This window comes from Epilithonimonas caeni DSM 17710 (assembly GCF_000426465.1).
GTDB classification, from domain to species: domain Bacteria; phylum Bacteroidota; class Bacteroidia; order Flavobacteriales; family Weeksellaceae; genus Epilithonimonas; species Epilithonimonas caeni.
In genome coordinates, this window is the sequence record NZ_AUFK01000013.1 from 1 (window position 1) to 22,820 (window position 22,820).

The window sequence follows — 22,820 nt, forward strand, 5'->3', positions numbered from 1 at the left end:
CTGACCAACGAATTTAAACTCTCTGCCAAGGAAATTTCTGATTATTACAGAAAGCGGTGGGACATTGAAGTGTTTTTCAGGTTCCTGAAACAGGAACTCAACCTAAGTCACCTGGTTTCAATGAACAAGAACGGGATTGAAGTGATGGTCTATATGACAATGATTGCAGCGATGCTTTTGTTGATCTACAAAAAAGCCAATAATCTGGGCTACAAAACCGCTAAAAGACGAATAGCCATGGAGCTCCGGGATATGATAACTGCTATTCTAATCATATTTGCAGGAGGCGACCCAGGTAAAGTTTTTAAAACATAAAAAATGGTCGGAATTTCTTCCGACCATGACTACCATATTTGGCGGTTTTCAATCTAGAAATAATTTCTTATTTAAGTTTTTTCTTAACGGCTATTTCTTCATAAACCTCAAGAATATCTCCAATTTCTATGTCGTTGTAACCTTTGATATTAAGACCACATTCATAACCTTTGGTCACTTCTTTCACATCATCCTTGAAACGTTTCAAGCTCTCCAGCTCTCCATCGAATTTCACAATACCGTCTCTAAGAAGTCTTATCTTAGAATTTCTCGTTACTTTACCTGAAAGAACCATACAACCTGCAATAGAACCAACTTTAGAGATCCTGAACACTTCTCTGATTTCCACATTACCAATAACCTGTTCCTGAATCTCTGGAGAAAGCATTCCCTCCATCGCTTCTTTCACCTCATCTATAGCCCTATAGATAATGGAATAAGTTCTGATCTCTACTTCCTCTTTATCAGCAATATCTTTCGCATTGACACTTGCCCTTACATTAAATCCGATAACAATCGCATCAGATGCAGCTGCTAATAAGATATCACTTTCAGAAATCTGACCTACACCTTTATGAAGGATATTAACCTGAATCTCTTCAGTAGATAATCTCTGCAACTGATCAGCTAATGCTTCTACAGAACCATCCACATCTCCTTTAAGAATGATATTCAGCTCTTTGAAATCCCCTAAAGCGATACGACGACCGATCTCATCCAATGTAAGATGTTTCTTAGTTCTGATTGATTGCTCTCTCTGAAGTTGCTCTCTCTTATTTGCAATAGATTTGGCCTCTTTTTCATCAGCAAAAACTCTGAATTTATCTCCAGCAGTTGGCGCTCCGTCCAGACCAAGAATAGTAACCGGGATAGATGGTCCTGCTTTTTCCATAGCTTTACCTCGCTCATCAAGCATTGCTTTTACCTTACCGTGATTTTTTCCAGCCAATACATAATCTCCAACAGTTAGAGTTCCGTTTTGAACAAGCATTGTCGCTACATATCCACGTCCTTTATCCAAAGCTGCTTCTATGATTACTCCGCTTGCCTGCTTATTTGGGTTTGATTTCAACTCCAACATTTCTGCCTGAAGTAAAACTTTCTCCAATAGAATATCCACGTTATTACCAAACTTAGCAGAAATCTCCTGAGCTTGTACATTTCCACCCCATTCCTCTACTAAGACATTCATGGCGGAAAGCTGCTCTCTGATCTTATCAGGATTAGCTCCTGCCTTATCAACCTTATTAATCGCGATAATCATTGGAACACCGGCAGCCTGTGCGTGTGCAATAGCTTCTTTTGTTTGTGGCATTACGTCATCATCAGCTGCAACAACGATAATTGCAATATCCGTAATTTGTGCACCTCTCGCTCTCATCGCAGTAAATGCCTCGTGACCCGGTGTATCAAGGAATGTAATTCTTTGTCCATTTTCCAGCTTTACATTGTAAGCGCCGATATGCTGTGTGATCCCTCCAGATTCTCCAGCAATTACATTGGTTTTTCTAATATAATCCAGCAATGATGTCTTACCATGATCTACGTGTCCCATTACAGTTACGACAGGTGCTCTCGGAAGAAGGTCCTCTTCCAGATCCGGAACATCATCTGCAGCAGCTTCTTCTACATCGGCATCAGAAAACTCAATCTTGTAGCCAAATTCATCGGCTACCAATGTAAGAGTGTCCGCTTCCAAACGTTGGTTCATGGTCACCATCACACCAAGCGAGAAACATGCAGAAATCACCTCGGTCGCACTTACATTCATCAAGCTAGCCAATTCACTAACAGTGATGAACTCCGTAACCTTCAAAGTTCTATCTTGAGCATCAATTTCTTGTTGAAGTTCGTCTTGTTCACGTCTCCAGGTTCTCTTATCTTTCCTATGTTTAGAACCTTTAGATTTACCTCCTTTATTAGTTAGCTTTTCTAAAGTCTCCTTGATCTGATTTTTAACTTGCTCATCTGTAAGCTCAACAGGCATTGTGCGAGCCTGCCCATGACCACCTCTATTTCCGCCACGGTTGTTGTTATTCCCTCCCGGACGGTTGTTGTTTCCTCCTGGGCGGTTACCGCCACCTTGTCCTTGCGGACGGTTGCTGTTTTGACCTCCCTGCCCTGGTCTGGTATTGTTACCTGCACCCTGTTGATTATTACCTTGGCTAGAATTATTATTCTGACCCGGAACATCTTTAGTAATACGCTTTCTCTTTTTCTTGGCAGCGTTATTATTAGAATTAGCAGACGGTTTTGGTTTATTGAACTGTGAAAGATCGATTTTCTCACCAACAATTTTAGGACCGTCTAGTTTTTGGTAGACAGTCTCTATTTTCTGAGGTTCTTCAGATTCAATTGTGTCCGTATTCTCAGCTTGTGGTTTTACGGCTTCAACTTTTTCTTCTTTTTTAATCTCTTCTTTTACAACCGGTTTTAGTTCCTCTTTTGGTTTTTCAGAAACTTTAGGCTTATTGCTTTCCAGCTTCGATAAGTCTATTTTATCTAAAACCTTGAACTCTTGTCTTTCTTCTTTTTTAACCACTTCCGGTTTTGGTTCTTCTTTCTGAACAGGTTCAGCAGGAACATCCGGAACGACCTCTTCCACAGGTTTAGTTGGGTTCAAGTCTATTTTACCCAAGATCCTGGTTTCCGGTCTTGTGTTTGATTTGGCTCTTATAACCTCAGGTGCTTTTTCTTCGATTGCTAATTTTTCGTCAGGAACTTTAGAAATCACCACCTCATGAGAAGCTTTTCTCTGTTCTCCATCTTTTCGGAACTCAGCTTCCAATGCAGAAAATGCCTGTTCTTCTAATAGAGCGTTAGGATTACTATCCACATCTATCCCTTTGCTTTGGAGATATTCCACAGCTCTTGGTATAGAAATGTTCAGTTCTTTAACGGCTTTATTTAATCTTATTTTTGGCATAAATATAAATTTGCTTTTGGCTTTAGCGTTTTAAGCTGTTTGCTTTTTATTTTTCTTTTTATTAAATTCTGGTCCGCTGAAATCACCTCCATCAGACCCATTTCTTACCCTTCTAATTCTTCTCTTAGAATATTCTTCACCTCCTCGATGGTCTCTTCTTCAAGATCCACGATTTTCAACAAAGCTTCTGTATCTTTATCCAATACACTTCTAGCTGTAGTAAGTCCCACTTTTTTGAACTCATCTATGATCCAAGCCTCTATCTCGTCTGAGAATTCTCTCAATTCTACATCATCATCATCAGAAGTTTCTCTGTAGACATCGATCTCAAAACCTGACAACCATGATGCCAACTTGATATTCTGACCTTGTTTACCGATAACTTTAGAGATTTCCTCAACCGGCGTATAAACCAAAGCATAATTAGCATCCTCATTGATCTCAATTTTATTGATGGTAATATTCCCTAAAGATCTCTTTACAAGAATCTCCGGATTTTTTGACCATTGGATCACATCAATATTTTCATTTCTCAGCTCCCTTACAACACCGTGGATCCTGGAACCTTTTACTCCGACGCAAGCTCCTACCGGATCGATCCTGTCGTCATAAGCATCTACAGCAATCTTCGCTTTTTCGCCAGGGATTCTCACCACTTTTTTCAAGATGATAGTTCCGTCCTGGATTTCCGGAATCTCCAATTCCAATAATTTTTCCAAGAATTTAGGTGCCGTTCTGGAAACTGTGATCTGTGGCTTGGAACCTCTGAAATCAACACTTTCCACAATCGCTCTTACATTATCTCCTTTTTTGAAGAAGTCGGAAGGGATTTGATTTTCCTTTGGTAAAATGAATTCATTATCCTCGTCATCCAAAAGAATCACATGCTTGTGGCGAATATGATGAACTTCTCCAACAATCAGTTCTCCAATCTTATCCCTAAACTGTTCATACAAGGCGGCATTAAAATGCTCCTGGATCTTTGTTGCAAGAATCTGCTTCAGTGTCAGGATATTTCTTCTTCCCAATTTGGAAACAGGTATCTCTTGCGTATATTCTTCACCTACTTCAAAAGTCGGGTCTATTTTTCTAACCTCAGAGATCTCGATCTCCAGATCATCATCTTCAGACATCTCATCCTCCACAATCACCTTGTTCAAGAAAATCTGGAAATCTCCTTTATCCGGATTTACAATCACATCAAAATGATCATCCGAGTCGTATCTTTTTCTAAGAAGAGTCTTAAGAGAATCTTCGATAATAGCCATTAAGTCTATTTTGCTGATATTCTTTATTTCTTTAAAATCACCAAAGGCTTCTATTAAAGCTAAATTATCCATATTAAATATATAATTGATAAATGATGATTGATCATTGACCTTCAAATCAACATCAATACATCGTTATGTTAAAATTTTATTACTACTAATGCTTTTTTAATTTCGGAATAAGGGATCTCTTTCTCCTCTACAACATCTTCTTTCCCTTTGCCTATCAATTTTGGTCTTCTGTACTCCAATCGAAGCGTTATCTTATCATCATCCACATTGACCAATTCGCCTTCGACCTTTGAAGAATCATTCAGCATCACATCGATCTCTCTCCCAATATTCTTTCTGAACTGTCTTGGAAATTCCAAAGGCTCACTCAAGCCCGCAGACATTACCTGCAATCCAAAATCATGAACCTCTCTATCCAAACTGAACTCGATTGCTCTACTTGCATCCAGACAATCCTGAAGTGTTACCCCATTATCCCCATCCAAAGTCACAACAATATCTGAAGACGCAGAGACCTTGAGATCGACTAGGAAAAGATCTGTTCTTGTTAAAAGAAACTCGCCAAGCAGGCGGCTTACCTCTGTTTTAAAATCCATATTAAAAAGCCTGATTATATCTACGAAAAAAGGCATTCTTGCGAAAGCCTTCCCATTTTTCCCGTAAATCTTTTGCAAAGATATTCAAAATTTATTTAATATACAAACAATCAATTATTAAGAATAAAATAGAATTAACCGTACTTGGTTTTGACCTGATTTTTTTATTTCCTTCTAATCTCGTTGCCCCAGAGTACCCTGACCAATTTGCCATTATTATATAGAGTCATGCATATATTTATTCACGCAGACGCTCATTTAAATGGAGGATAAGTTGCAAATAACCGGCACATATAATTGGCATTATGTTCAAATCACACAAAAAAACAGCCTCAACTCGCAATATATAGGCAGCTAGCAGTAGAGAGCCATTTCTGGTCTAAGTTTATCATAACCATTTATCCGGCCTTAAATAAATATACATACCACAATCAAATTTTTCTTATTTTTGCCCAAATTTTAAAACTAATTCTTTGTGAATATTACAATTGTTGGTACAGGTTACGTGGGTCTGGTTACGGGCACCACTCTTGCAGAAATAGGAAACTCTGTTTTCTGCGTAGATATAGATGAAAAAAAAGTAGAGGGGATGAAGAACGGTGTCGTTCCTATCTATGAACCAGGATTGGAAGAGATGTTCCATAGAAACATTCAGGCAAACCGCATCTTTTTTACAACAGATTTGAAAGAGGCATTGGACAAAAGCGAGGTGATTTTTCTTGCATTACCCACACCTCCAGGAGAAGATGGTTCTGCCGACCTTTCCTATGTGCTGAAGGTTGCCAACGATATTGGTGATATCATGAAAGATTACAAAGTAATTGTAAACAAGAGCACAGTTCCTGTAGGGACAGCAGATAGAGTTAGACAAACTATTGCAGCAAAAACGGACGTTCCATTCGACGTTGTTTCTAATCCCGAGTTCTTACGAGAAGGATTTGCGGTAGAGGACTGTATGAATCCAAGCAGAGTGATCATCGGCTCATCTTCCGAAAAAGCGAGAAACATAATGGCAAAGTTATATCAGCCATTTACCAATATCGGGGTTCCAATTATCAATATGGACGAAAGGTCTTCTGAATTGACGAAATATGCAGCCAATTCTTTCCTGGCGGTCAAGATCACTTTCATGAACGAGATCGCAAATTTCTGCGAAAAAGTAGGTGCAGATGTTGACCTGGTAAGGTTAGGAATGGGTAGCGATGACAGGATTGGACACAGATTCCTTTTCCCAGGAATTGGCTACGGTGGAAGCTGTTTCCCAAAAGATGTAAAAGCCCTATTGAATAGTGGAAAACAAGAAGGTTATGATTTCCAACTTCTGGAGGCTACGGAAAGTATCAATAAAACTCAAAAGGTGATTTTGGTGCCAGAATTGGAAAACTATTTTGGAGGAAGTCTGCAAGGCAAAAAAATAGCCGTGTGGGGGTTAGCCTTCAAGGCCAATACAGATGACATTAGAGAAGCCTCTTCTCTTGACAATATTAAACTTCTATTGGAAAAAGGTGCACAAGTGGTGGCCTACGATAACATTGCGGAAGAAAATGTCAAAAAAATATTGGGTGACAAGATCACTTATGCAAAAGATATGTATTCTGCCTTAGATAATGCTGATGCACTTCTAATTGCTACAGAATGGCCTGAGTTCAAGAATCCTAATTTCGAACTGATGGCAGAAAAAATGAATAACAAAGCAATTTTTGACGGAAGAAATATGTTCCCGTTAGAGTTAGCTGAACAAAATAAATTTTTCTATAAAAGTATTGGTAGAAAACTAATTACTCAATAATAAACCAAATGAAGAACATTGTCATAACAGGTGGCGCTGGTTTTATCGGATCACATGTTGTAAGAGAATTCGTAAAGAATAATCCCAATTCAAAGATTATCAATCTGGATGCCCTTACTTATGCAGGAAATCTTGAAAACCTGAAAGATATCGAAAACGAACCTAACTATGTTTTCGAAAAAGCTGATATAACAAAACCAGAAGAACTAAGAAAGATCTTCGAAAAATATAATCCTGACGCCATCGTTCACCTGGCAGCAGAAAGTCACGTAGACAGAAGTATTACAGATCCCAACGCGTTCATCAACACAAATGTGAACGGAACAGCCAACCTTCTTAATCTATGTATAGAATTCTGGACCCTAAACCCAGAGCATACTCACGGAAGATTTCCAAATGAGCCTAGAAAAAATCTTTTTTATCACGTTTCTACAGATGAAGTCTATGGAAGTCTTGGAGAAACAGGTTTCTTTTTGGAGACAACACCCTATGACCCGCAATCACCATATTCGGCAAGCAAGGCTGCTTCCGACCATTTGGTAAGAGCATACGGAAACACTTATGGTATGCCATTCATACTGTCTAATTGTTCCAATAATTACGGTCCGAATCATTTTCCGGAAAAATTAATTCCCCTTTGTATCTCTAATATCCTTAATGAAAAACCCTTACCTATTTATGGTGATGGAAAATATACAAGAGACTGGTTATTTGTCATCGATCATGCTAAGGCAATTCACCAGATCTTTAATGAATCCAAAACCGGAGAAACTTACAACATCGGTGGGTTCAACGAGTGGCAGAATATCGACCTTGTAAAAGAGTTGATCAAACAATTGGATGCTAAACTTGGAAAACCGGAAGGATACTCAGAAAAACTGATCACTTATGTAAAAGACAGACCTGGTCATGATAAACGTTATGCCATAGATGCTTCAAAACTGAATAAAGATCTGGGCTGGAAACCATCAGTAACTTTCGAAGAAGGGTTAAGCAAAACAATCGATTGGTTTTTGGAAAATAAAGAATGGCTGGAAAATGTAACTTCCGGTGACTATCAAAAATATTACGAAAAGCAATATTCATAAAAAAACACAAATTAAACACCCAATGAAAGGAATTATACTAGCCGGCGGATCCGGGACCAGACTTTTCCCGCTAACGATTGCCGTCAGCAAACAACTGATGCCTGTTTATGATAAGCCGATGATCTATTATCCACTTTCGACCTTATTATTAGCAGGGATCAAAGACATATTGATCATTACCACTCCACATGACCAAGCCGGCTTTATCAAACTTTTGGGTGATGGTTCTCAAATTGGTTGTAATATAGAATATGTAATTCAGCCAAGTCCGGACGGATTGGCTCAAGCTTTCATTTTAGGAGACCGGTTCATTGGAAATGATGCTGCGGCATTGGTATTGGGTGATAATATTTTTTATGGCTCTGAAATGGGAACTCTGCTCAAAAACAAAACCAATCCTGATGGAGGTGTTGTTTTCGCTTACCACGTTTCTGACCCTGAAAGATATGGTGTTGTAGAATTTGATAATGATTTCAAAGCTATTTCTATTGAAGAAAAACCTGTGACCCCAAAATCGAACTACGCCGTTCCAGGATTATATTTTTATGACAATGATGTTATAGGGATTGCGAAAAGTATAAAACCATCACCTCGAGGAGAATTGGAAATCACAGACATCAACAATGTCTATCTCAGTAAAGGGAAATTAGAAGTCGGTGTTCTTGACAGGGGAACTGCATGGCTGGACACAGGAACATTTGATAGCTTAAATGACGCCTCAGAATTTGTAAGCGTGATCGAAAAAAGGCAAGGCTTCAAGATTGGTTGTATTGAAGAAATTGCTTTCAGAAATAAATTCATCAATGAAGAAAAACTTTTAGAAACGGCTAGCAAATACGGAAAAAGTGGATATGGAGAATATCTGAAGAATCTTATAAAATAAAAACACAATCACAAATGAGTGAAACTCAAAATAACCAATGGACAGAAACCATAGAATCCAGTCATTCTCTTTTTGACCTTAATCTGAAGGAGGTTTGGCGATATAAGGATTTGGTCTATATGTTTGTAAAACGGGATTTCGTTTCCAGTTTCAAACAGACGATCTTGGGACCAGTATGGTTTTTTATAAATCCCATCTTTACCACAATAGTGTACATTGTGGTGTTCGGCAACATTGCCAAACTATCCACAGATGGCGCTCCTAAAATATTGTTCTATCTAGCGGGAATTACATTATGGAATTATTTTTCCAGTTGTCTTACCTCTACATCCAACGTTTTTACATCCAATGCGGGAATTTTTGGAAAAGTATATTTTCCAAGATTGGTTATGCCATTATCTATCGTATTTTCAAACTTAATGAGGTTTGGTGTTCAAATGATATTGTTCCTGGTCGTATTTTTCTATTACTTATCCAAGGGGGAAGTCCATCCTAACTGGTGGATACTGATCACTCCTTTTCTGATTGTCTTGATGGCGTTATTTGCATTGGGAATGGGAATGATATTTTCTTCCCTTACCACAAAATACAGGGACATGCAAATGTTATTGACCTTTGGGATCAGTTTATATATGTATGCAACACCTGTAATTTATCCGATATCCAGCCTGAAGGGGATCTTCAAAACGTTAGCATTCTATAATCCATTGACCGGTATTTTTGAATGCTTCAAATATGCATGGCTTGGTGTAGGGGATTTTAGCTCTACAATGTTATTGATAAGTACCATTATAATCCTTTTAATTCTTGTTGTTGGAACCATAATTTTCAATAAAGTAGAAAAGGGATTTATGGATACGGTATAGAATTAAAGCCCAATAACAAATTAAATAATAAAAAAACACAAAAATGCTTGCATTAAAAGCTGAAAATATTTCTAAACAATACCGTCTCGGGCAAGTTGGCTCCGGGACACTTTCCCATGACCTTAATCGTTTTTGGTATAAGTTGAGAGGTAAGGAGGATCCTTATCTTAAAATCGGGGAATCCAACGACAGGTCAACAAAAGGAAATAGCGACTACGTATGGTCACTAAGGGATATAAATTTTGAAATCGAGCAAGGTGATGCCGTTGGGATCATTGGGAGGAATGGTGCCGGGAAATCTACCCTATTGAAACTATTAAGCAAGGTAACCAAACCAACAACTGGTAAAATCTATACCAATGGAAGAATTGCATCTTTATTGGAAGTGGGAACCGGTTTCCACCCGGAAATGACAGGAAGAGAAAATGTGTATCTTAATGGTGCCATTCTTGGAATGACAAGAAAGGAAATCAACAGAAAATTTGACGAAATCGTAGATTTTTCAGGAGTGGAAAGATATATAGACACCCCTGTAAAACGATATTCCTCTGGGATGTATGTTCGTTTAGCCTTTGCTGTTGCGGCTCACTTGGAATCTGAAATATTAATTGTAGATGAAGTGCTGGCAGTCGGCGATGCAGAGTTCCAAAAAAAGTGTCTTGGCAAGATGGGAGACGTATCTAAAGGAGACGGAAGAACGGTCTTGTTCGTAAGTCACAATATGGCTGCCGTAGAAGAGCTTTGTACTTCCGGCATCATGATGAAGAACGGATTAATAGAAAAAGTTGGTTCTGTTAATGAAATTGTCAATATATACCGAACATCTCAAATATCCATAAAAAGTTTTTATTCGAAAGAAACATCTCATGAGGTCTTATCCAAAATACGAACAGTTGAAGTTTTGGACCAGCATAATAAACAGGCCGATTTCATAAAATTCGGTGATTCCTTCAAAATTAAGATAGAAGTAGATGTAAAAAAGAACCTGATCAATCCGATTATAAGTTGCCGGATCTCTAATTCCAACAATATCAGTATTGTAACTTTTAGAAGTAATGATTATCTGGAGTCGCCTATTAAGGATAACCTGAAAATAGGACTGAACACAATAATTATAGATGTTGAAAATTTGAATCTGTTGAATGATATCTATGAACTTTCCATAGGTTTCTCAGATGGAAATGACATCCTGGATGTTTTACAAAATTCTATTGGTTTTGAAGTTGTTACCTCAGACTCAATGTCAAAATTTAGAGTTCTAAACAAAGAGAATTCTTCTAATAGTATATTATTCCATGAAGCTAATTGGAAGGTTGCTCGATAAGATCGAGAATTTCTATGCGAGGAAAAGATTTTTCCAACGATATAATGCATTGAAGAAAGAAGGTAAAAAGATCAGTTCCATTGCCTTGATCTATTATATCCCAAAATCAAATACGGAAAAATATAATAAATGGGAAGATGGCTTTACAAAGGCAATCGACCTGCTATCCGAAGATTTCAACATCGTAAGATACAATCTGGAAGATATAAAACCTACAAGCAATGAACTTAACGATTTTGACCTTGTAATTGGTAAAAGCTGCTGGAACTGGATTGTTGATGATTATATCCGATCTTTGAAAAACCTTACGGCCCTCAAAGGCATTGTTGTATCATGCTCAATGCCACCTCGAAGAAAAGACGTGTGGCTATATGATATTATTTGGTATGAAACCGAATGGTATAAAAAACATATTAACTTTCATCCCAATATCCATCAGGCATTTGGTATCAATACCGATGTTTTTTTTCCTGCAGAATCAGAAAAAACGATAGACGTATTATCTATAGGCGCATTGGAGCCTTATAAAAGATTCGAAAAGATGAATGCTATGCCCGGTAAACGGAAAGTAATCATCGGCTCTAAAAACACCAAGAATTCTCAAAAAGTCATAGACACATTGGACCCTGATATTGAAATAATAGATTATAGCAGTCAGCAAGAACTTGCAAAGTATATCAATTCTTCAAAAATCGTCTATATCCCCGCATCTACACAAGGCGGCGGAGAAAGAGCCGTCTTGGAAGCGAAAGCCTGTAAGGCAAATGTAATCGTTGAAAATGATAATCCGAAGCTGACAAGGCTGCAAAAATCTTTTGATTATTCTATTACAGATTACTACAATGATCTTCTTACATCTATCAAAGGTTTTGAAAAAACACATATCCGGGCAACCAACCTTATAAAAGCCTCTGCCAATGTAAAAGTTGGGCGATATTCCTTTTACAATAATAATTTCAAGATAAAAGGCAGCATAAAGGTTTCAATAGGTTCTTTTTGTTCCCTGGGAGAGAATATCACTCTAATTACAGAGAATCATGACACCAATTTTTTGGCCACTCAAGGTTTCATTTATCGATATCTTTTGAATCAGGACCACCCTGCAGAAATGTCGGAGACACCGTCCAGAGAAAGGACCAAAGGCCCAATATCAATTGGAAATGATGTCTGGATCGGCGATAATGTTATTATCATGTCCGGTGTTTCTATTGGTGATGGTGCTTGCATAGCCGCAGGCAGTATTGTGACAAAAGATGTGGAACCATATTCTATTTACGGGGGAGTTCCTGCCAAATTCATAAAAAAAAGATTTTCGCAAGAGGTGATCGATCTGATGCTGTCTATAAAATGGTGGAACTGGTCCGATAAAAGAATATCCAAAAACAAAGAACTTCTGAATCTGAATCTGAATCAATCAAGTATTGAAGAGATAAAAAATACCATCCAATGAATCTGATCTATTACAAATCAAAAAAAGGGAACTTTGGAGATGATCTGAATCCATTTATTTGGGAAAAATTATTGGGCGATTTGGACAATTACCCTGCTGATCTAGATTTTGTAGGTATAGGATCCATCCTGGACGAGAGATTGGAACAATCTGAAAATAAGAAAATCATCTTCGGTTCCGGTGTTCGTGATTTTCTATATAATCCTGACAATCTGGACATCATCAAAGAAGTATCGTTCGTGAGAGGCCCCATAAGCAAAAAAGTCACAGGATTAGATTTTATTACAGATACCGCCTATGCTTTAGCATTGACGGGTGAGTATCAACATTATTTAGATACTAAGAAAAAATACAAAGTTTCTTATATCCCCTATTTTGAACAGGTAGATGGTTTGAACTGGGATCTTTTCAACAAGATGACCGGTTATAATGTCATCCTGCCCACGCAAAATATAGAAATAGTATTGGAAGAAATTGCAGCCTCGGAGCGTATCATTACATCAGCAATGCACGGTGCGATAGTTGCGGATATATTCAGAACTCCCTGGTTGAGGCTGAAGTTTATGAAGCAGGGCCATGAACCATCATTGACATCCGAACTGAAATGGAACGATTGGATGCAATCTGTGAATATTAAAAACCCTTCAGAAATATATAGTGACCTTACAATTCTTGCAAAAAGTAGCAAGCTAACAGATATTATTAAAATATTATTGCTGAAAAGAAGTTTTAGGTATCCTCGATATAATTTATCCGACAATGCCGTTTTTGAAAGCAAAATATCTCAGATCAAGGAAAAAATAGACATCCTAATTAATTATAGCAAATGAAAGTACTTTTTGCCTATAATATAACAGCAAGTGATAATGAGTATGTTTCCCGGTTAATTGAGATTTCCCAGGCAATAGATGAAGTTGAGACAACCGCATCTTTAGAAGAATTCTGGTCTCCAACCACACGATATGATGCGATCATTATCAACTGGCCCGATTATCTGTTCCGTTGGAAGCGTGATATCTCCGATGCAGAAGTAGAAAAACTGATTGCGCTTCTGGATGAATATAAAAAGAGCAACACAAAAATAATCACCATTTTGCATGACGAATATGCTCACCATTCCCGATCGGAAAACAGGGATAGAATATTCGACATATGTTACCAGAACTGTGACGTTTTAGCTCATCTGGGTGAATTTTCGCTAAAAAAATACACGGAAAAATACAAACATTTAAAAGTAGAGCATAAACTACTTTATCATCCCAGGTACAAATATTTTGATTTTAATTTAGATAATTTAAAAACCAGGGCTGTTCTAGGTTTCAAATCCGGGGATTTCATTGTTATAGTTCCGGGAGGAGTCAGACATCAATATGAAGAAGACCATATCAACAAGATCTTTAAAAGTCTGAAAATAAAGAATAAAAAGCTGATCTATGTGAGGGCAAGTCATATCGATAAGCCTATGAAAGATTTCAGTTCAAAATTTTTAACCTTCAAAATAAAGGAACTTTTTGTAAAAATTTTCCATAAAAGACACTATAAGTATAAATTTTTGGACAGTAAGATCTTGTCTCAATATCTTACCATCGCAGATCTGATAATACTTCCAAGAATTGATATTCTAAATAGTGGTAACGTTATATTGGGCAGTCAATACGACAAGTTGATCATCGGACCTAAAATTGGTAATATTGATGAATGGCTGATAAGATTCGATCAAATATCTATAGATCCCAAGGATGTAGATAAGAATATTAAAGATAACAGCCTTTATGTAACTGTTATGAATTATATCAAAAAAAATGGATCCCATAAAAAGCATATTTATGGCGATGAAATAATTTTACAACAATTGCAGGAAATTTTATCCTAATTAATTTTACGATTAAAATGCTAACATTATTTACTCCAACATACAATAGGGCTACGCTTCTTCCAACGTTGTTTGAAAGTTTGAAAAAACAGTCAAATAAAAAATTTGAATGGCTCATTGTCGATGATGGGAGTACAGATAATACGAGAGAAGTTATAAAATCATTTATAGAGACCTCCGCGTTCAGAATAACATATTTATATCAAGAAAATCAAGGGAAGCACATCGCAATAAACACGGCCATAAACTATTGTAACACAGAATATTTTGGCACAGTGGACAGCGATGACTATCTCAAAGATGAGGCTATCGAGATCATCTATGAAAAACTGGAGAAGATCAGGTATGAGAAAAATATTATCGGGATTGCAAGTCCATTAGAAATGGTCGATTCTAAAAAAAATATAGTGACTCGTCCCGATATATTTGCTGAAATAACAGCTACACCTGTTGAAATAGGTTATACTTACAAAATCTATGGTGAATTTACTTTGGTATATAAAACCGAAATCATAAAAAAATACCAATATCCTCAATTCTTTGGAGAAAAATTTATTCAGGAGTCCTTTATCACCAACCGTTTTGATAAAGAATACAAGATATTGCACATTCCTGAATCTGTGGTTATTGGAGAGTATCGGGATGATGGTCTGACAGCTCAGAGTAAACAGCTGCTAATTAATAATCCCAGAGGAGCCGCTTTGGTTTTTTGTGAAAAAATGAACAATCCCACTATTCCTTTTTCTGCTAGAAAAAAATTTGTCAAAAATTATTGGGATTTTGAAAGCATAAACAATCCAAGTTTTATTAGTAAATTACATAAAATCAAAAATCTGCGCCTGAAATTTTCTATTATTTATTATTTCTCTTCAAAAAAAATAAATACTCTATTAAAAAAGTAATCTTATAAATAATCTCTAAGATCTTTTTTCAAAAGCAAAATAATTATTTTATGGAAAATAGTCATCCTTTGGTCACCGTCTTCATGATCTCATATAATCAACAAGATTATATAATAGAGGCATTGGAAAATGTACTAGATCAAGAGGTTGATTTTACATATAAGGTGATACTATCTGATGATTGCTCTACCGATAACACACAACAAGTGGTAGACGATTTTTTAGAAAATCATCCGAAGAAAGACCTGGTGACCTTTATCAAACAGGAGAAGAATCTTGGATGGATGCCCAATTTTATTTTCACATTACAAAAATGCCAAGAATCGGGAGCAAAATATATTGCCATGTGCGAAGGTGATGACTTTTGGACAAACAAACATAAATTGCAGAAACAAATTGATCTCTTGGAACAAAATCCTGAAATAGTTTTGGCATGTCACAGATATAAAGAACTCTATAATGATGGTTCTTTGAAAGAGTTCCCTTACTTTCGCAAAGATTTTTTTAACGGGGATCATTCTTTCAAGTTCGATCAGAAAGATTTTGAAGAATTCATGAGAATACAGACCATGACGATTGTTTTCAAGACTTCTTCATTAGACCTCTCGCTTAGAAAAAATTATAAATATTATTGCGATACCCATATCAAACATCATATTTTAGATCATGGTCCGGGAATATATACCAAAGATTTTGATGCCGTTTACAGAATTCACGGTAACAATGTTTTCATGTCTCTGGATCAAAGAAAAAAGACCAAGTTTTCTTATGATGTTTATAAAGACCTTATCAGGAATGGCTATGAAGGTTATAGGAACTTGCTAAACACCGCAATGAGAGAAAGGATAACTAATGAACTGAAGAATAATAAAAGGAATATTCTAGATCCATATTACAGAAACATAATATGGGAACAGTTTACAAATACGAAATCTTTTCCTCAGCTTTTAAAATATATTGTCAAAGGAACATTTAACTAAAAACACTATGATCCCCAAAAAAATACATTATTGCTGGTTCGGCGGAAGGCCCAAACCAGAATCGTTTTACATCTGTCTTGCCAGCTGGAAGAAAGCACTTCCCGATTATGAGATCATAGAATGGAACGAATCCAACTTCGATATCAATTGCTGCGAATATGTAAGACTGGCAGCCGAAAAAAAGAAATGGGCCTTTGTATCGGATTATTCCAGAGCTTTGGCATTATACGAACAAGGTGGAATCTATATGGACATCGATGTAGAGGTCAAATTCTCCTTGGACGAGTTTCTTGTACACCGTGCATTTTCCGGATTCGAGATCAAGGGTTCACCGTTCACTGCGCTTTGGGCAACAGAAAAAGGACATCCCTGGCCAAAGAAAGTTTTAGATTTTTATAATGAAAAAACAGATTTTGACCTCACTACCAATACGGTTTTTGTCTCCGACCTACTGGTAAAAGAATACAAAGCCGACCCAGAGAGAGATGAATATCAGGAATTGGCAGACGGCATCGTAATCTATCCTTCTACTTATTTTTGTCTCGACCTTCCGAAAAATTATGCGGCACATCATTTCGTAGGGACCTGGCATGAAAGGGATACCCCAAATCCTTTCAAAGACTTTGTACATGCTTATTTTCATCTCCAGAATGTAGCAGATATCAAAGAAGGGAAAAAGGAGATCCACAATGTTGTCAATAATCTCAAAAAAATATCTGCAGATGAGATCTTGGACCAATTTCCTTTGAGAATGCTTATAAAACATATTCTGAAACGCATAAAACCTTAAGTTTTAGTATTTTTACAAAAAATATTTTTGATGAAAGAAAAAATAGCAATCATTTATGGAACCAGACCAGAATTCCTCAAGGTTTTTCCTATTATCAATGAATTCAAAAAAGTAGGTCAGGAGATTATTATCGTCAATACCGGGCAACATGATTCCCTGTTGACAGAGATGGAGCAGAGCTTCGAGATAACACCTCATTACCAACTTTCTGTACAATCTTTGTCTTTTACAAATTCTAACCTGATTGCAAAATTGATAGATGAGATATCAAATCTCGTTCATAAAGAAAATATCCAAAAAATCATCGCCCAAGGTGACACATTTACTGTTTTAGCCTCATCTATGGTTGCATTTTTGGAGCAGAGAAAATTCTACCATGTAGAGGCCGGGCTTAGAACAAGTGATATAAAACTGCCTTTCCCCGAGGAATATAACAGACGTGTGGTATCGCTGACAGCCGATATCAATTTCCCACCTACAGAATTATCCAGACAAAACCTTCTGAAAGAAAATATTTCAGAGGACCGTATCTCCTTGGTTGGAAATACAATTGTGGATATGATCCAATATGTGACAAAAAAAGAGAACATAGGAATTGATTATCAAGACCTTGTCTTTATAACAGCACACAGACGGGAAAATATTGGTCAACCTTTGAAAAATATCGCTCAAGCCATCAAAGAATTGGCTCAAGAAAACCCTAATACGCAATTCGATTGGGCCCTACACCCAAATCCCAATACGCGTAAAATCATCTTGGATGCTTTCGAGAATAATATTTCACCCAACATCAATTTTACAGAACCTCTTTCTTATTTGGAAGCAATCCGGAAGATGGCAAAGTCCAAATTGATAATTTCGGATTCAGGTGGTATACAGGAAGAAGCCCCAAGTCTTCAGAAAAGAGTGCTTATCCTCCGGGAAGAGACTGAAAGACCAGAAGTTTTAACTTGCGAGTGTGGAATTCTGGTAGGGACAGATATTCAAAAGATCAAGGACAGTTTCTATCAAATTTATAACAATCCTCAGGAATATATATTCAAAAGTGAGAATAATCCTTTTGGTGATGGAAAAGCAGCAGAAAAAATAACTGAAAAAATAATCAAATGATAATTGGCAGAGGACTTATTGCAAATCTATTTATAGAAGAAGACAGAGAAGATATACTCTTCTTTGCTTCCGGTGTATCCAATTCCTTAGAAACCAGACCAGAAGAGTTTTCAAGAGAAGAAAACATGGTGAAAAATGCTATTGCTGAAAATCCCGAAAAAATTTTCGTTTATTTTTCAACATGCAGTATTTACGACTCTTCTAAAGTGGATAGCAACTATGTCTTACATAAATTAAAAATGGAGCAGATTATCAAAAAAAACTGTAAAAGATTTCTTATTCTTAGAGTCAGTAATGCCGTTGGTAAGGGAGGCAATCCTAATCTGCTGATGAATTATCTCGTACGCTCCGTAAAAAATAATGAAAGGATAAATGTTTACACAAAAGCTACTAGAAATCTCATAGATGCCGATGATATAAAAAAAATAACTTTCTCTATGATTGAGAATAAAACATTTAACAAGATCGTAAATGTAGCTTATCCTCAAAATTATACTATTATAGAAATATTGGAAATAATAGAACGGTTTTATAGCATAAAATTAGAACTTAATCTTATAAAAAGCGGAACAGGCTACGATATAGATGTTTCTGATGTAGAATATCATTTTACAGACAACGATTTAACTAATAAGGATTCTTATCTTTGTAGTATATTACAGAAATATTACTCTTTTTAAGGAAACATGAATAAAAAAATCACCGTCATTGGACTTGGCTATGTAGGACTACCCCTTGCAAGACTTTTTGCAACCAAATATGCGGTAGTAGGATTTGACCTTAAACAAGAACGGATCAATGAACTAAGGAACGGGAAGGATAGTACCCAAGAAGTAGATTCTGAACTGCTCACCAATGTTCTGGTTTCCGAAAATCCTAAAAAAGAGGAAAAAGGATTATTTTTATCAAACAATATTACCGACATACAAGACTCTGATATCTATATCGTTACAGTCCCTACTCCTGTAGATAAAAATAATCGGCCAGACCTGTCTGCTCTTTACAAGGCCAGCGAAACCGTAGGTTCTGTTATTGCACAAAATGATATTGTCATTTACGAATCTACCGTTTATCCCGGTGCAACCGAGGAAGATTGCATTCCCATCATAGAGAAACAGTCCGGTTTGATCTTTAATAAAGATTTCTTTGCTGGTTACTCCCCAGAAAGGATCAACCCCGGAGATAAAGAACATAGTGTAGAAAAAATATTGAAAGTGACCTCTGGATCCACTCCTGAGATCGCACAAGTTATCGATGAACTCTATAGATCGGTAATTACAGCTGGAACATATCTGGCACCAAGCATCAAAGTAGCGGAGGCTGCAAAGGTGATAGAGAATTCTCAAAGAGATGTCAATATTGCTTTTGTGAACGAGCTGGCAAAGATCCTCAATCTAATGAGGATCGATACCAACGAAGTTTTGAAGGCTGCTTCCACAAAATGGAATTTCCTTAATTTCAAACCAGGTCTAGTTGGTGGCCATTGTACTGGTGTAGACCCTTATTATCTTGCACAGAAAGCACAGCAATATGGATATCATCCCGAAATAATCCTGGCCGGAAGAAGGATGAATGACTCTATGGGACACTATATCGCAAGTGAAACGGTAAAAAGAATGTTGAAAAACGATCTTAAAATAAAAGGGTCTGAAGTTTTGGTACTTGGTTTCACATTCAAGGAAAATTGTCCTGATGTTAGAAATACCAAGGTCATAGATGTTGTAAGAAGTCTAGAGGATTACAGTATTGATGTGAACGTTTTTGACCCTTGGTTAAACCCTAAGGAGGTAAAAGAAACTTACGGATTAGATGTAATGAGCAAAGCGCCTTTCAAGAAATTCGAAGCAGTGATATTGGCTGTTCCGCACAAGGAATTCGAGCATATAAACATCAAAAACCTTCTTACGGAGAATGGAATCATCTATGATGTGAAAGGAATTCTGGAAAAAGAGGATAATATAAAAAGATTATAAGTAATGGATCAGAATCCGCTGGTATCTATTATCACCACTTATTATAATTCTGTACAATTGGGTGATTTTGTAAAATCCTCGATGAAATGTCTTCTCGATCAAAGCTATAAGAACATCGAATTCATCTGTGTCAATGATGGCTCCACAGATTCTACCTTAGAAGAGCTGGAATATTTTGCAAGCCAGGACCCTCGAATAAAAATCTTTACAAAAGAAAATCAAAAATACGCACAATATTCCAAGGCTTTTGGTCAGGACAAAGCTTCCGGAACATTCATTTTCTTATTTGACCATGACGATATCATCGATCTAGATATGATCGAGAAATGCCTTGATACTTTCTCAAGGTTTCCTGATCTGGATATTGTAACACCCATTATAAAAACCGAATTTACTGACGGAAAGCTAAAATATATCTCTAATCTTGATATTTATATTGACGAGACAACTCCATTTTCATTCAGGAAAATATCCGGAAAAGAAGCTATCAAAAAGACCGTTGGAAGATATGACATCCATATCAGGGGACTTTATAGAAAAGAGATCTTCAAATCCAATTCTTTTGCTTTTAAAGAACCACTTCTCAATGCTGATGAGATTGTAGAAAGGCTGATCTTTGAAAAAGCAAGATTCATTGGAAGCTGTAATGCTGTTTACACCCATTACATTCATCCTGATTCCTCTGCAAAATTGCCCTCTATCAAAAGAATAGATGTTACAAGAACCGATGTTCTACTAAGAAACTTATTCAGGTCGAAAGGAATCTATGAAAAAAGAAGCAACATCTTCGAAACCACTGCTTACAAGAACTTTGTCAATGGAATCAAGATCTATCATATCTTTTCAAATACGCTAACATCAGAAGAATCATCAAAACAGAAAAAAAGGCTGAAAGAAGCTTATTCTTATCTTGATAAAAAAACTGTCATCTCTCAATTCAAAGGAATTTCAAGACTTTACAATACGATCTTACTATCCAGTTTTTCTTTCATTTTCCTTTTTTACAAATTCAAGAGCTGAAAGTATTACCTTTCAAATCGCCAGATGAATAATTTTGACGCAATACCGGCAGGTAAATTTTGAAAGAAATTTTTCTTTTTCAGGTTTGTTGAATAGTCTTTTGAAAAATAATCGAAAAGAGAAAGTCGGGTCATTTTTTTCATTTTCGAAAAATTAGTCTGCAGATATTCTCTATCCTTCATCGCCCTCCATTGCATGATGAGGACCATTTCTTTGAACAGAATGATTTTCTTCTTTATCAATTTCTTCAGAACCTCATCATTTTCATTTTTGTAAGCTTGCGTGAAATGTTGCAATATCGTTAGAAAATTTTCAAAATTCTTCTTTTTCCTGTTAAAGATAACAGACTCTCCATGTAAATAATAGAGATATGTGATATCATCTATAATTGCCAATGTATTGACTTTAAGTAGGATATGAAAAAACCACAACTCATCTTGGGCAAATAATCCCGGAACAAAATAAATATCATTATCTATAATGAAGTCCTTCTTAAACAACTTGTTCCAAGATGATGCAGGAAAACCGCCATCACTGTAAACAGAAAATATTTCTAACCTGTCATTATAATATTTCTGAGGGGCTCTTGTTGGAAAACCATTGTCTTTTGTTGTGTTATCAAAAGTGTTGATCCATCTGTTTTGTGCTATCGTTATTTGAGCGTCTGTTTCCAAAGCTTTTTGTAAAAGCAGTTCTATACAATTTGGGGTTATCTCGTCATCACTATCCAGAAAATAAATAAATTCTCCTTTAGAGTTTTTTATACCCGTGTTCCTTACCACCGAAAGTCCAGAATTCTCCACATGCTCTATAAGTTTAATATCAAGATCGGGATTAGCTTTTACAAAGGTTTCTATAATAACCATGCTGTCATCCGGGGTCTGATCATTCACAAGAATGATTTCCAGATTTTTATATGTTTGATCTCTTACAGATTCCAGACATCGCAAAATATACTTTTCACATTTGAAAATCGGTATATTTATGCTAACTAACGGACAATTGCTCTTCATCAAGATAAGTGTTATTGATAATAAATTGCGAAATTATAAAGAATATTTAATACTTTTGGGCTTAAAACATTTTTAGATGAAAAGATTTTTGGGTATTTTTTTTATAAAGCTAAAAAACTTCGCCAATGGTTGTATCGTTGCAAAACAACGGAGTCTTTTTTTCACTTCGAAAAGCAAAATCCATGATTCTTTCCGGATCGGCAGAGATAATTTTTTAGACATCTCTCCAAGTGCCGATTTCCAGATTGGGAAGAATGTGATGATCAATCAGTCCAATTTCATTACCGTAAAACCAAATGCGAAAATGATAATAGGCGACAATACATACATCACCAGAGCTATAATTTCTTGTCTGGGTGAGATAGAGATCGGAGAGAATTGTATATTGGGAGAAGGGATGAAGATTTTCGACCACAACCATCAGTATACGAAAGACCCTTTTTCCGTGGCCAAAACCGATTTCAATATCGGAAAGGTCAAAATAGGAAATAATGTATGGACAGGCGCCAATGTTGTGATCTTGAAAGATGTAATTATTGGAGATAATGTAATTCTCGGCGCAGGTTGCGTCATACACAAAGACATACCTGATAACTCTATCATTATCAACAAACAAGACCACAAAACAATAGCACTTTAAAA

General features: G+C 36.5%; 21 protein-coding genes. 17 read left to right on the forward strand and 4 right to left on the reverse strand.

Features of this window, described 5'->3' with window-relative positions; translation table 11 throughout:
- The coding region (locus K319_RS19840; protein WP_027384182.1) for an IS4 family transposase at nucleotides 1-315 on the forward strand (315 nt) is incomplete at its 5' end.
- A 67-nt stretch (nucleotides 316-382) separates the two neighbouring features.
- On the opposite strand, the gene infB is transcribed toward K319_RS19840, so the two are convergent.
- The 3 genes from infB to rimP all read right to left on the reverse strand — a co-directional run bounded on the left by infB (nucleotide 383) and on the right by rimP (nucleotide 5,117).
- Nucleotides 383-3,241, reverse strand: a complete 2,859-nt coding sequence (gene infB / locus K319_RS0105500) for a translation initiation factor IF-2 (RefSeq protein ID WP_027382737.1) — start codon at nucleotides 3,239-3,241, stop codon at nucleotides 383-385.
- A gap of 104 nt (nucleotides 3,242-3,345) precedes the next feature.
- Nucleotides 3,346-4,581 (reverse strand): transcription termination factor NusA, encoded by a 1,236-nt coding sequence (nusA, locus tag K319_RS0105510; RefSeq protein ID WP_027382738.1) that lies wholly within the window; start codon nucleotides 4,579-4,581, stop codon nucleotides 3,346-3,348.
- A 68-nt stretch (nucleotides 4,582-4,649) separates the two neighbouring features.
- Nucleotides 4,650-5,117 (reverse strand): ribosome assembly cofactor RimP, encoded by a 468-nt coding sequence (rimP, locus tag K319_RS0105515; protein WP_027382739.1) that lies wholly within the window; start codon nucleotides 5,115-5,117, stop codon nucleotides 4,650-4,652.
- A 475-nt stretch (nucleotides 5,118-5,592) separates the two neighbouring features.
- Here rimP and K319_RS0105520 point away from each other — a divergent pair, with 475 nt between their 5' ends.
- Genes K319_RS0105520 through K319_RS0105590 form a run of 15 tightly spaced genes read left to right on the forward strand, consistent with a single transcriptional unit; the run spans nucleotide 5,593 to nucleotide 21,165 of the window.
- Nucleotides 5,593-6,906 carry a UDP-glucose dehydrogenase family protein gene (locus K319_RS0105520; protein ID WP_027382740.1) on the forward strand — a complete coding sequence of 438 codons (1,314 nt, stop codon included), beginning with the start codon at nucleotides 5,593-5,595 and terminating at the stop codon, nucleotides 6,904-6,906.
- Nucleotides 6,907-6,914: 8 nt separating this feature from the next.
- The gene (gene rfbB, locus K319_RS0105525; RefSeq protein WP_027382741.1) at nucleotides 6,915-7,994 is read left to right on the forward strand and encodes a dTDP-glucose 4,6-dehydratase; all 1,080 of its coding nucleotides are present in this window, start codon (nucleotides 6,915-6,917) and stop codon (nucleotides 7,992-7,994) included.
- A 22-nt stretch (nucleotides 7,995-8,016) separates the two neighbouring features.
- Nucleotides 8,017-8,877, forward strand: a complete 861-nt coding sequence (rfbA, locus tag K319_RS0105530) for a glucose-1-phosphate thymidylyltransferase RfbA (protein ID WP_027382742.1) — start codon at nucleotides 8,017-8,019, stop codon at nucleotides 8,875-8,877.
- A gap of 14 nt (nucleotides 8,878-8,891) precedes the next feature.
- On the forward strand, nucleotides 8,892-9,743 hold the full coding sequence (locus K319_RS0105535; RefSeq protein ID WP_027382743.1) for an ABC transporter permease: 852 nt from the start codon (nucleotides 8,892-8,894) through the stop codon (nucleotides 9,741-9,743).
- Nucleotides 9,744-9,786: 43 nt separating this feature from the next.
- Entirely contained in the window at nucleotides 9,787-11,067 is a 1,281-nt protein-coding gene (locus K319_RS0105540; RefSeq protein ID WP_027382744.1) for an ABC transporter ATP-binding protein, read from the forward strand.
- Nucleotides 11,039-12,517 (forward strand): DapH/DapD/GlmU-related protein, encoded by a 1,479-nt coding sequence (locus K319_RS21900; RefSeq protein WP_084403406.1) that lies wholly within the window; start codon nucleotides 11,039-11,041, stop codon nucleotides 12,515-12,517. The genes K319_RS0105540 and K319_RS21900 overlap by 29 nt, the downstream gene beginning before the upstream one ends.
- Nucleotides 12,514-13,347 (forward strand): polysaccharide pyruvyl transferase family protein, encoded by an 834-nt coding sequence (locus K319_RS0105550; protein ID WP_027382746.1) that lies wholly within the window; start codon nucleotides 12,514-12,516, stop codon nucleotides 13,345-13,347. Before K319_RS21900 ends, K319_RS0105550 begins: the two co-directional genes overlap by 4 nt.
- Nucleotides 13,344-14,390 carry a hypothetical protein gene (locus K319_RS0105555; protein WP_027382747.1) on the forward strand — a complete coding sequence of 349 codons (1,047 nt, stop codon included), beginning with the start codon at nucleotides 13,344-13,346 and terminating at the stop codon, nucleotides 14,388-14,390. Before K319_RS0105550 ends, K319_RS0105555 begins: the two co-directional genes overlap by 4 nt.
- A gap of 17 nt (nucleotides 14,391-14,407) precedes the next feature.
- Nucleotides 14,408-15,292 (forward strand): glycosyltransferase family 2 protein, encoded by an 885-nt coding sequence (locus tag K319_RS19845; RefSeq protein ID WP_051230466.1) that lies wholly within the window; start codon nucleotides 14,408-14,410, stop codon nucleotides 15,290-15,292.
- Nucleotides 15,293-15,342: 50 nt separating this feature from the next.
- A complete protein-coding gene (locus K319_RS20950; RefSeq protein WP_051230468.1) occupies nucleotides 15,343-16,272 on the forward strand; it encodes a glycosyltransferase family 2 protein in 930 nt (309 codons plus the stop codon).
- Nucleotides 16,273-16,279: 7 nt separating this feature from the next.
- Nucleotides 16,280-17,062, forward strand: a complete 783-nt coding sequence (locus tag K319_RS0105570; RefSeq protein WP_027382748.1) for a glycosyltransferase family 32 protein — start codon at nucleotides 16,280-16,282, stop codon at nucleotides 17,060-17,062.
- A 30-nt stretch (nucleotides 17,063-17,092) separates the two neighbouring features.
- Nucleotides 17,093-18,172 (forward strand): non-hydrolyzing UDP-N-acetylglucosamine 2-epimerase, encoded by a 1,080-nt coding sequence (gene wecB / locus K319_RS0105575; protein ID WP_027382749.1) that lies wholly within the window; start codon nucleotides 17,093-17,095, stop codon nucleotides 18,170-18,172.
- Nucleotides 18,169-18,852, forward strand: coding sequence for an NAD-dependent epimerase/dehydratase family protein (locus K319_RS0105580; RefSeq protein ID WP_027382750.1), 684 nt, complete (start codon nucleotides 18,169-18,171; stop codon nucleotides 18,850-18,852). The genes wecB and K319_RS0105580 overlap by 4 nt, the downstream gene beginning before the upstream one ends.
- 6 nt (nucleotides 18,853-18,858) lie before the next feature.
- A complete protein-coding gene (locus K319_RS0105585; protein ID WP_027382751.1) occupies nucleotides 18,859-20,145 on the forward strand; it encodes a nucleotide sugar dehydrogenase in 1,287 nt (428 codons plus the stop codon).
- 3 nt (nucleotides 20,146-20,148) lie between these two features.
- Nucleotides 20,149-21,165, forward strand: a complete 1,017-nt coding sequence (locus K319_RS0105590; RefSeq protein WP_027382752.1) for a glycosyltransferase family 2 protein — start codon at nucleotides 20,149-20,151, stop codon at nucleotides 21,163-21,165.
- A 5-nt stretch (nucleotides 21,166-21,170) separates the two neighbouring features.
- Here the strand turns inward: K319_RS0105590 and K319_RS0105595 are convergent, their stop codons facing one another.
- Nucleotides 21,171-22,178 carry a glycosyltransferase gene (locus K319_RS0105595; RefSeq protein ID WP_034671493.1) on the reverse strand — a complete coding sequence of 336 codons (1,008 nt, stop codon included), beginning with the start codon at nucleotides 22,176-22,178 and terminating at the stop codon, nucleotides 21,171-21,173.
- 76 nt (nucleotides 22,179-22,254) lie between these two features.
- Between K319_RS0105595 and K319_RS19855 the strand changes: the two genes are divergently transcribed.
- Nucleotides 22,255-22,818, forward strand: coding sequence for an acyltransferase (locus K319_RS19855; protein ID WP_051230472.1), 564 nt, complete (start codon nucleotides 22,255-22,257; stop codon nucleotides 22,816-22,818).
- Nucleotides 22,819-22,820 lie beyond the last annotated feature (2 nt).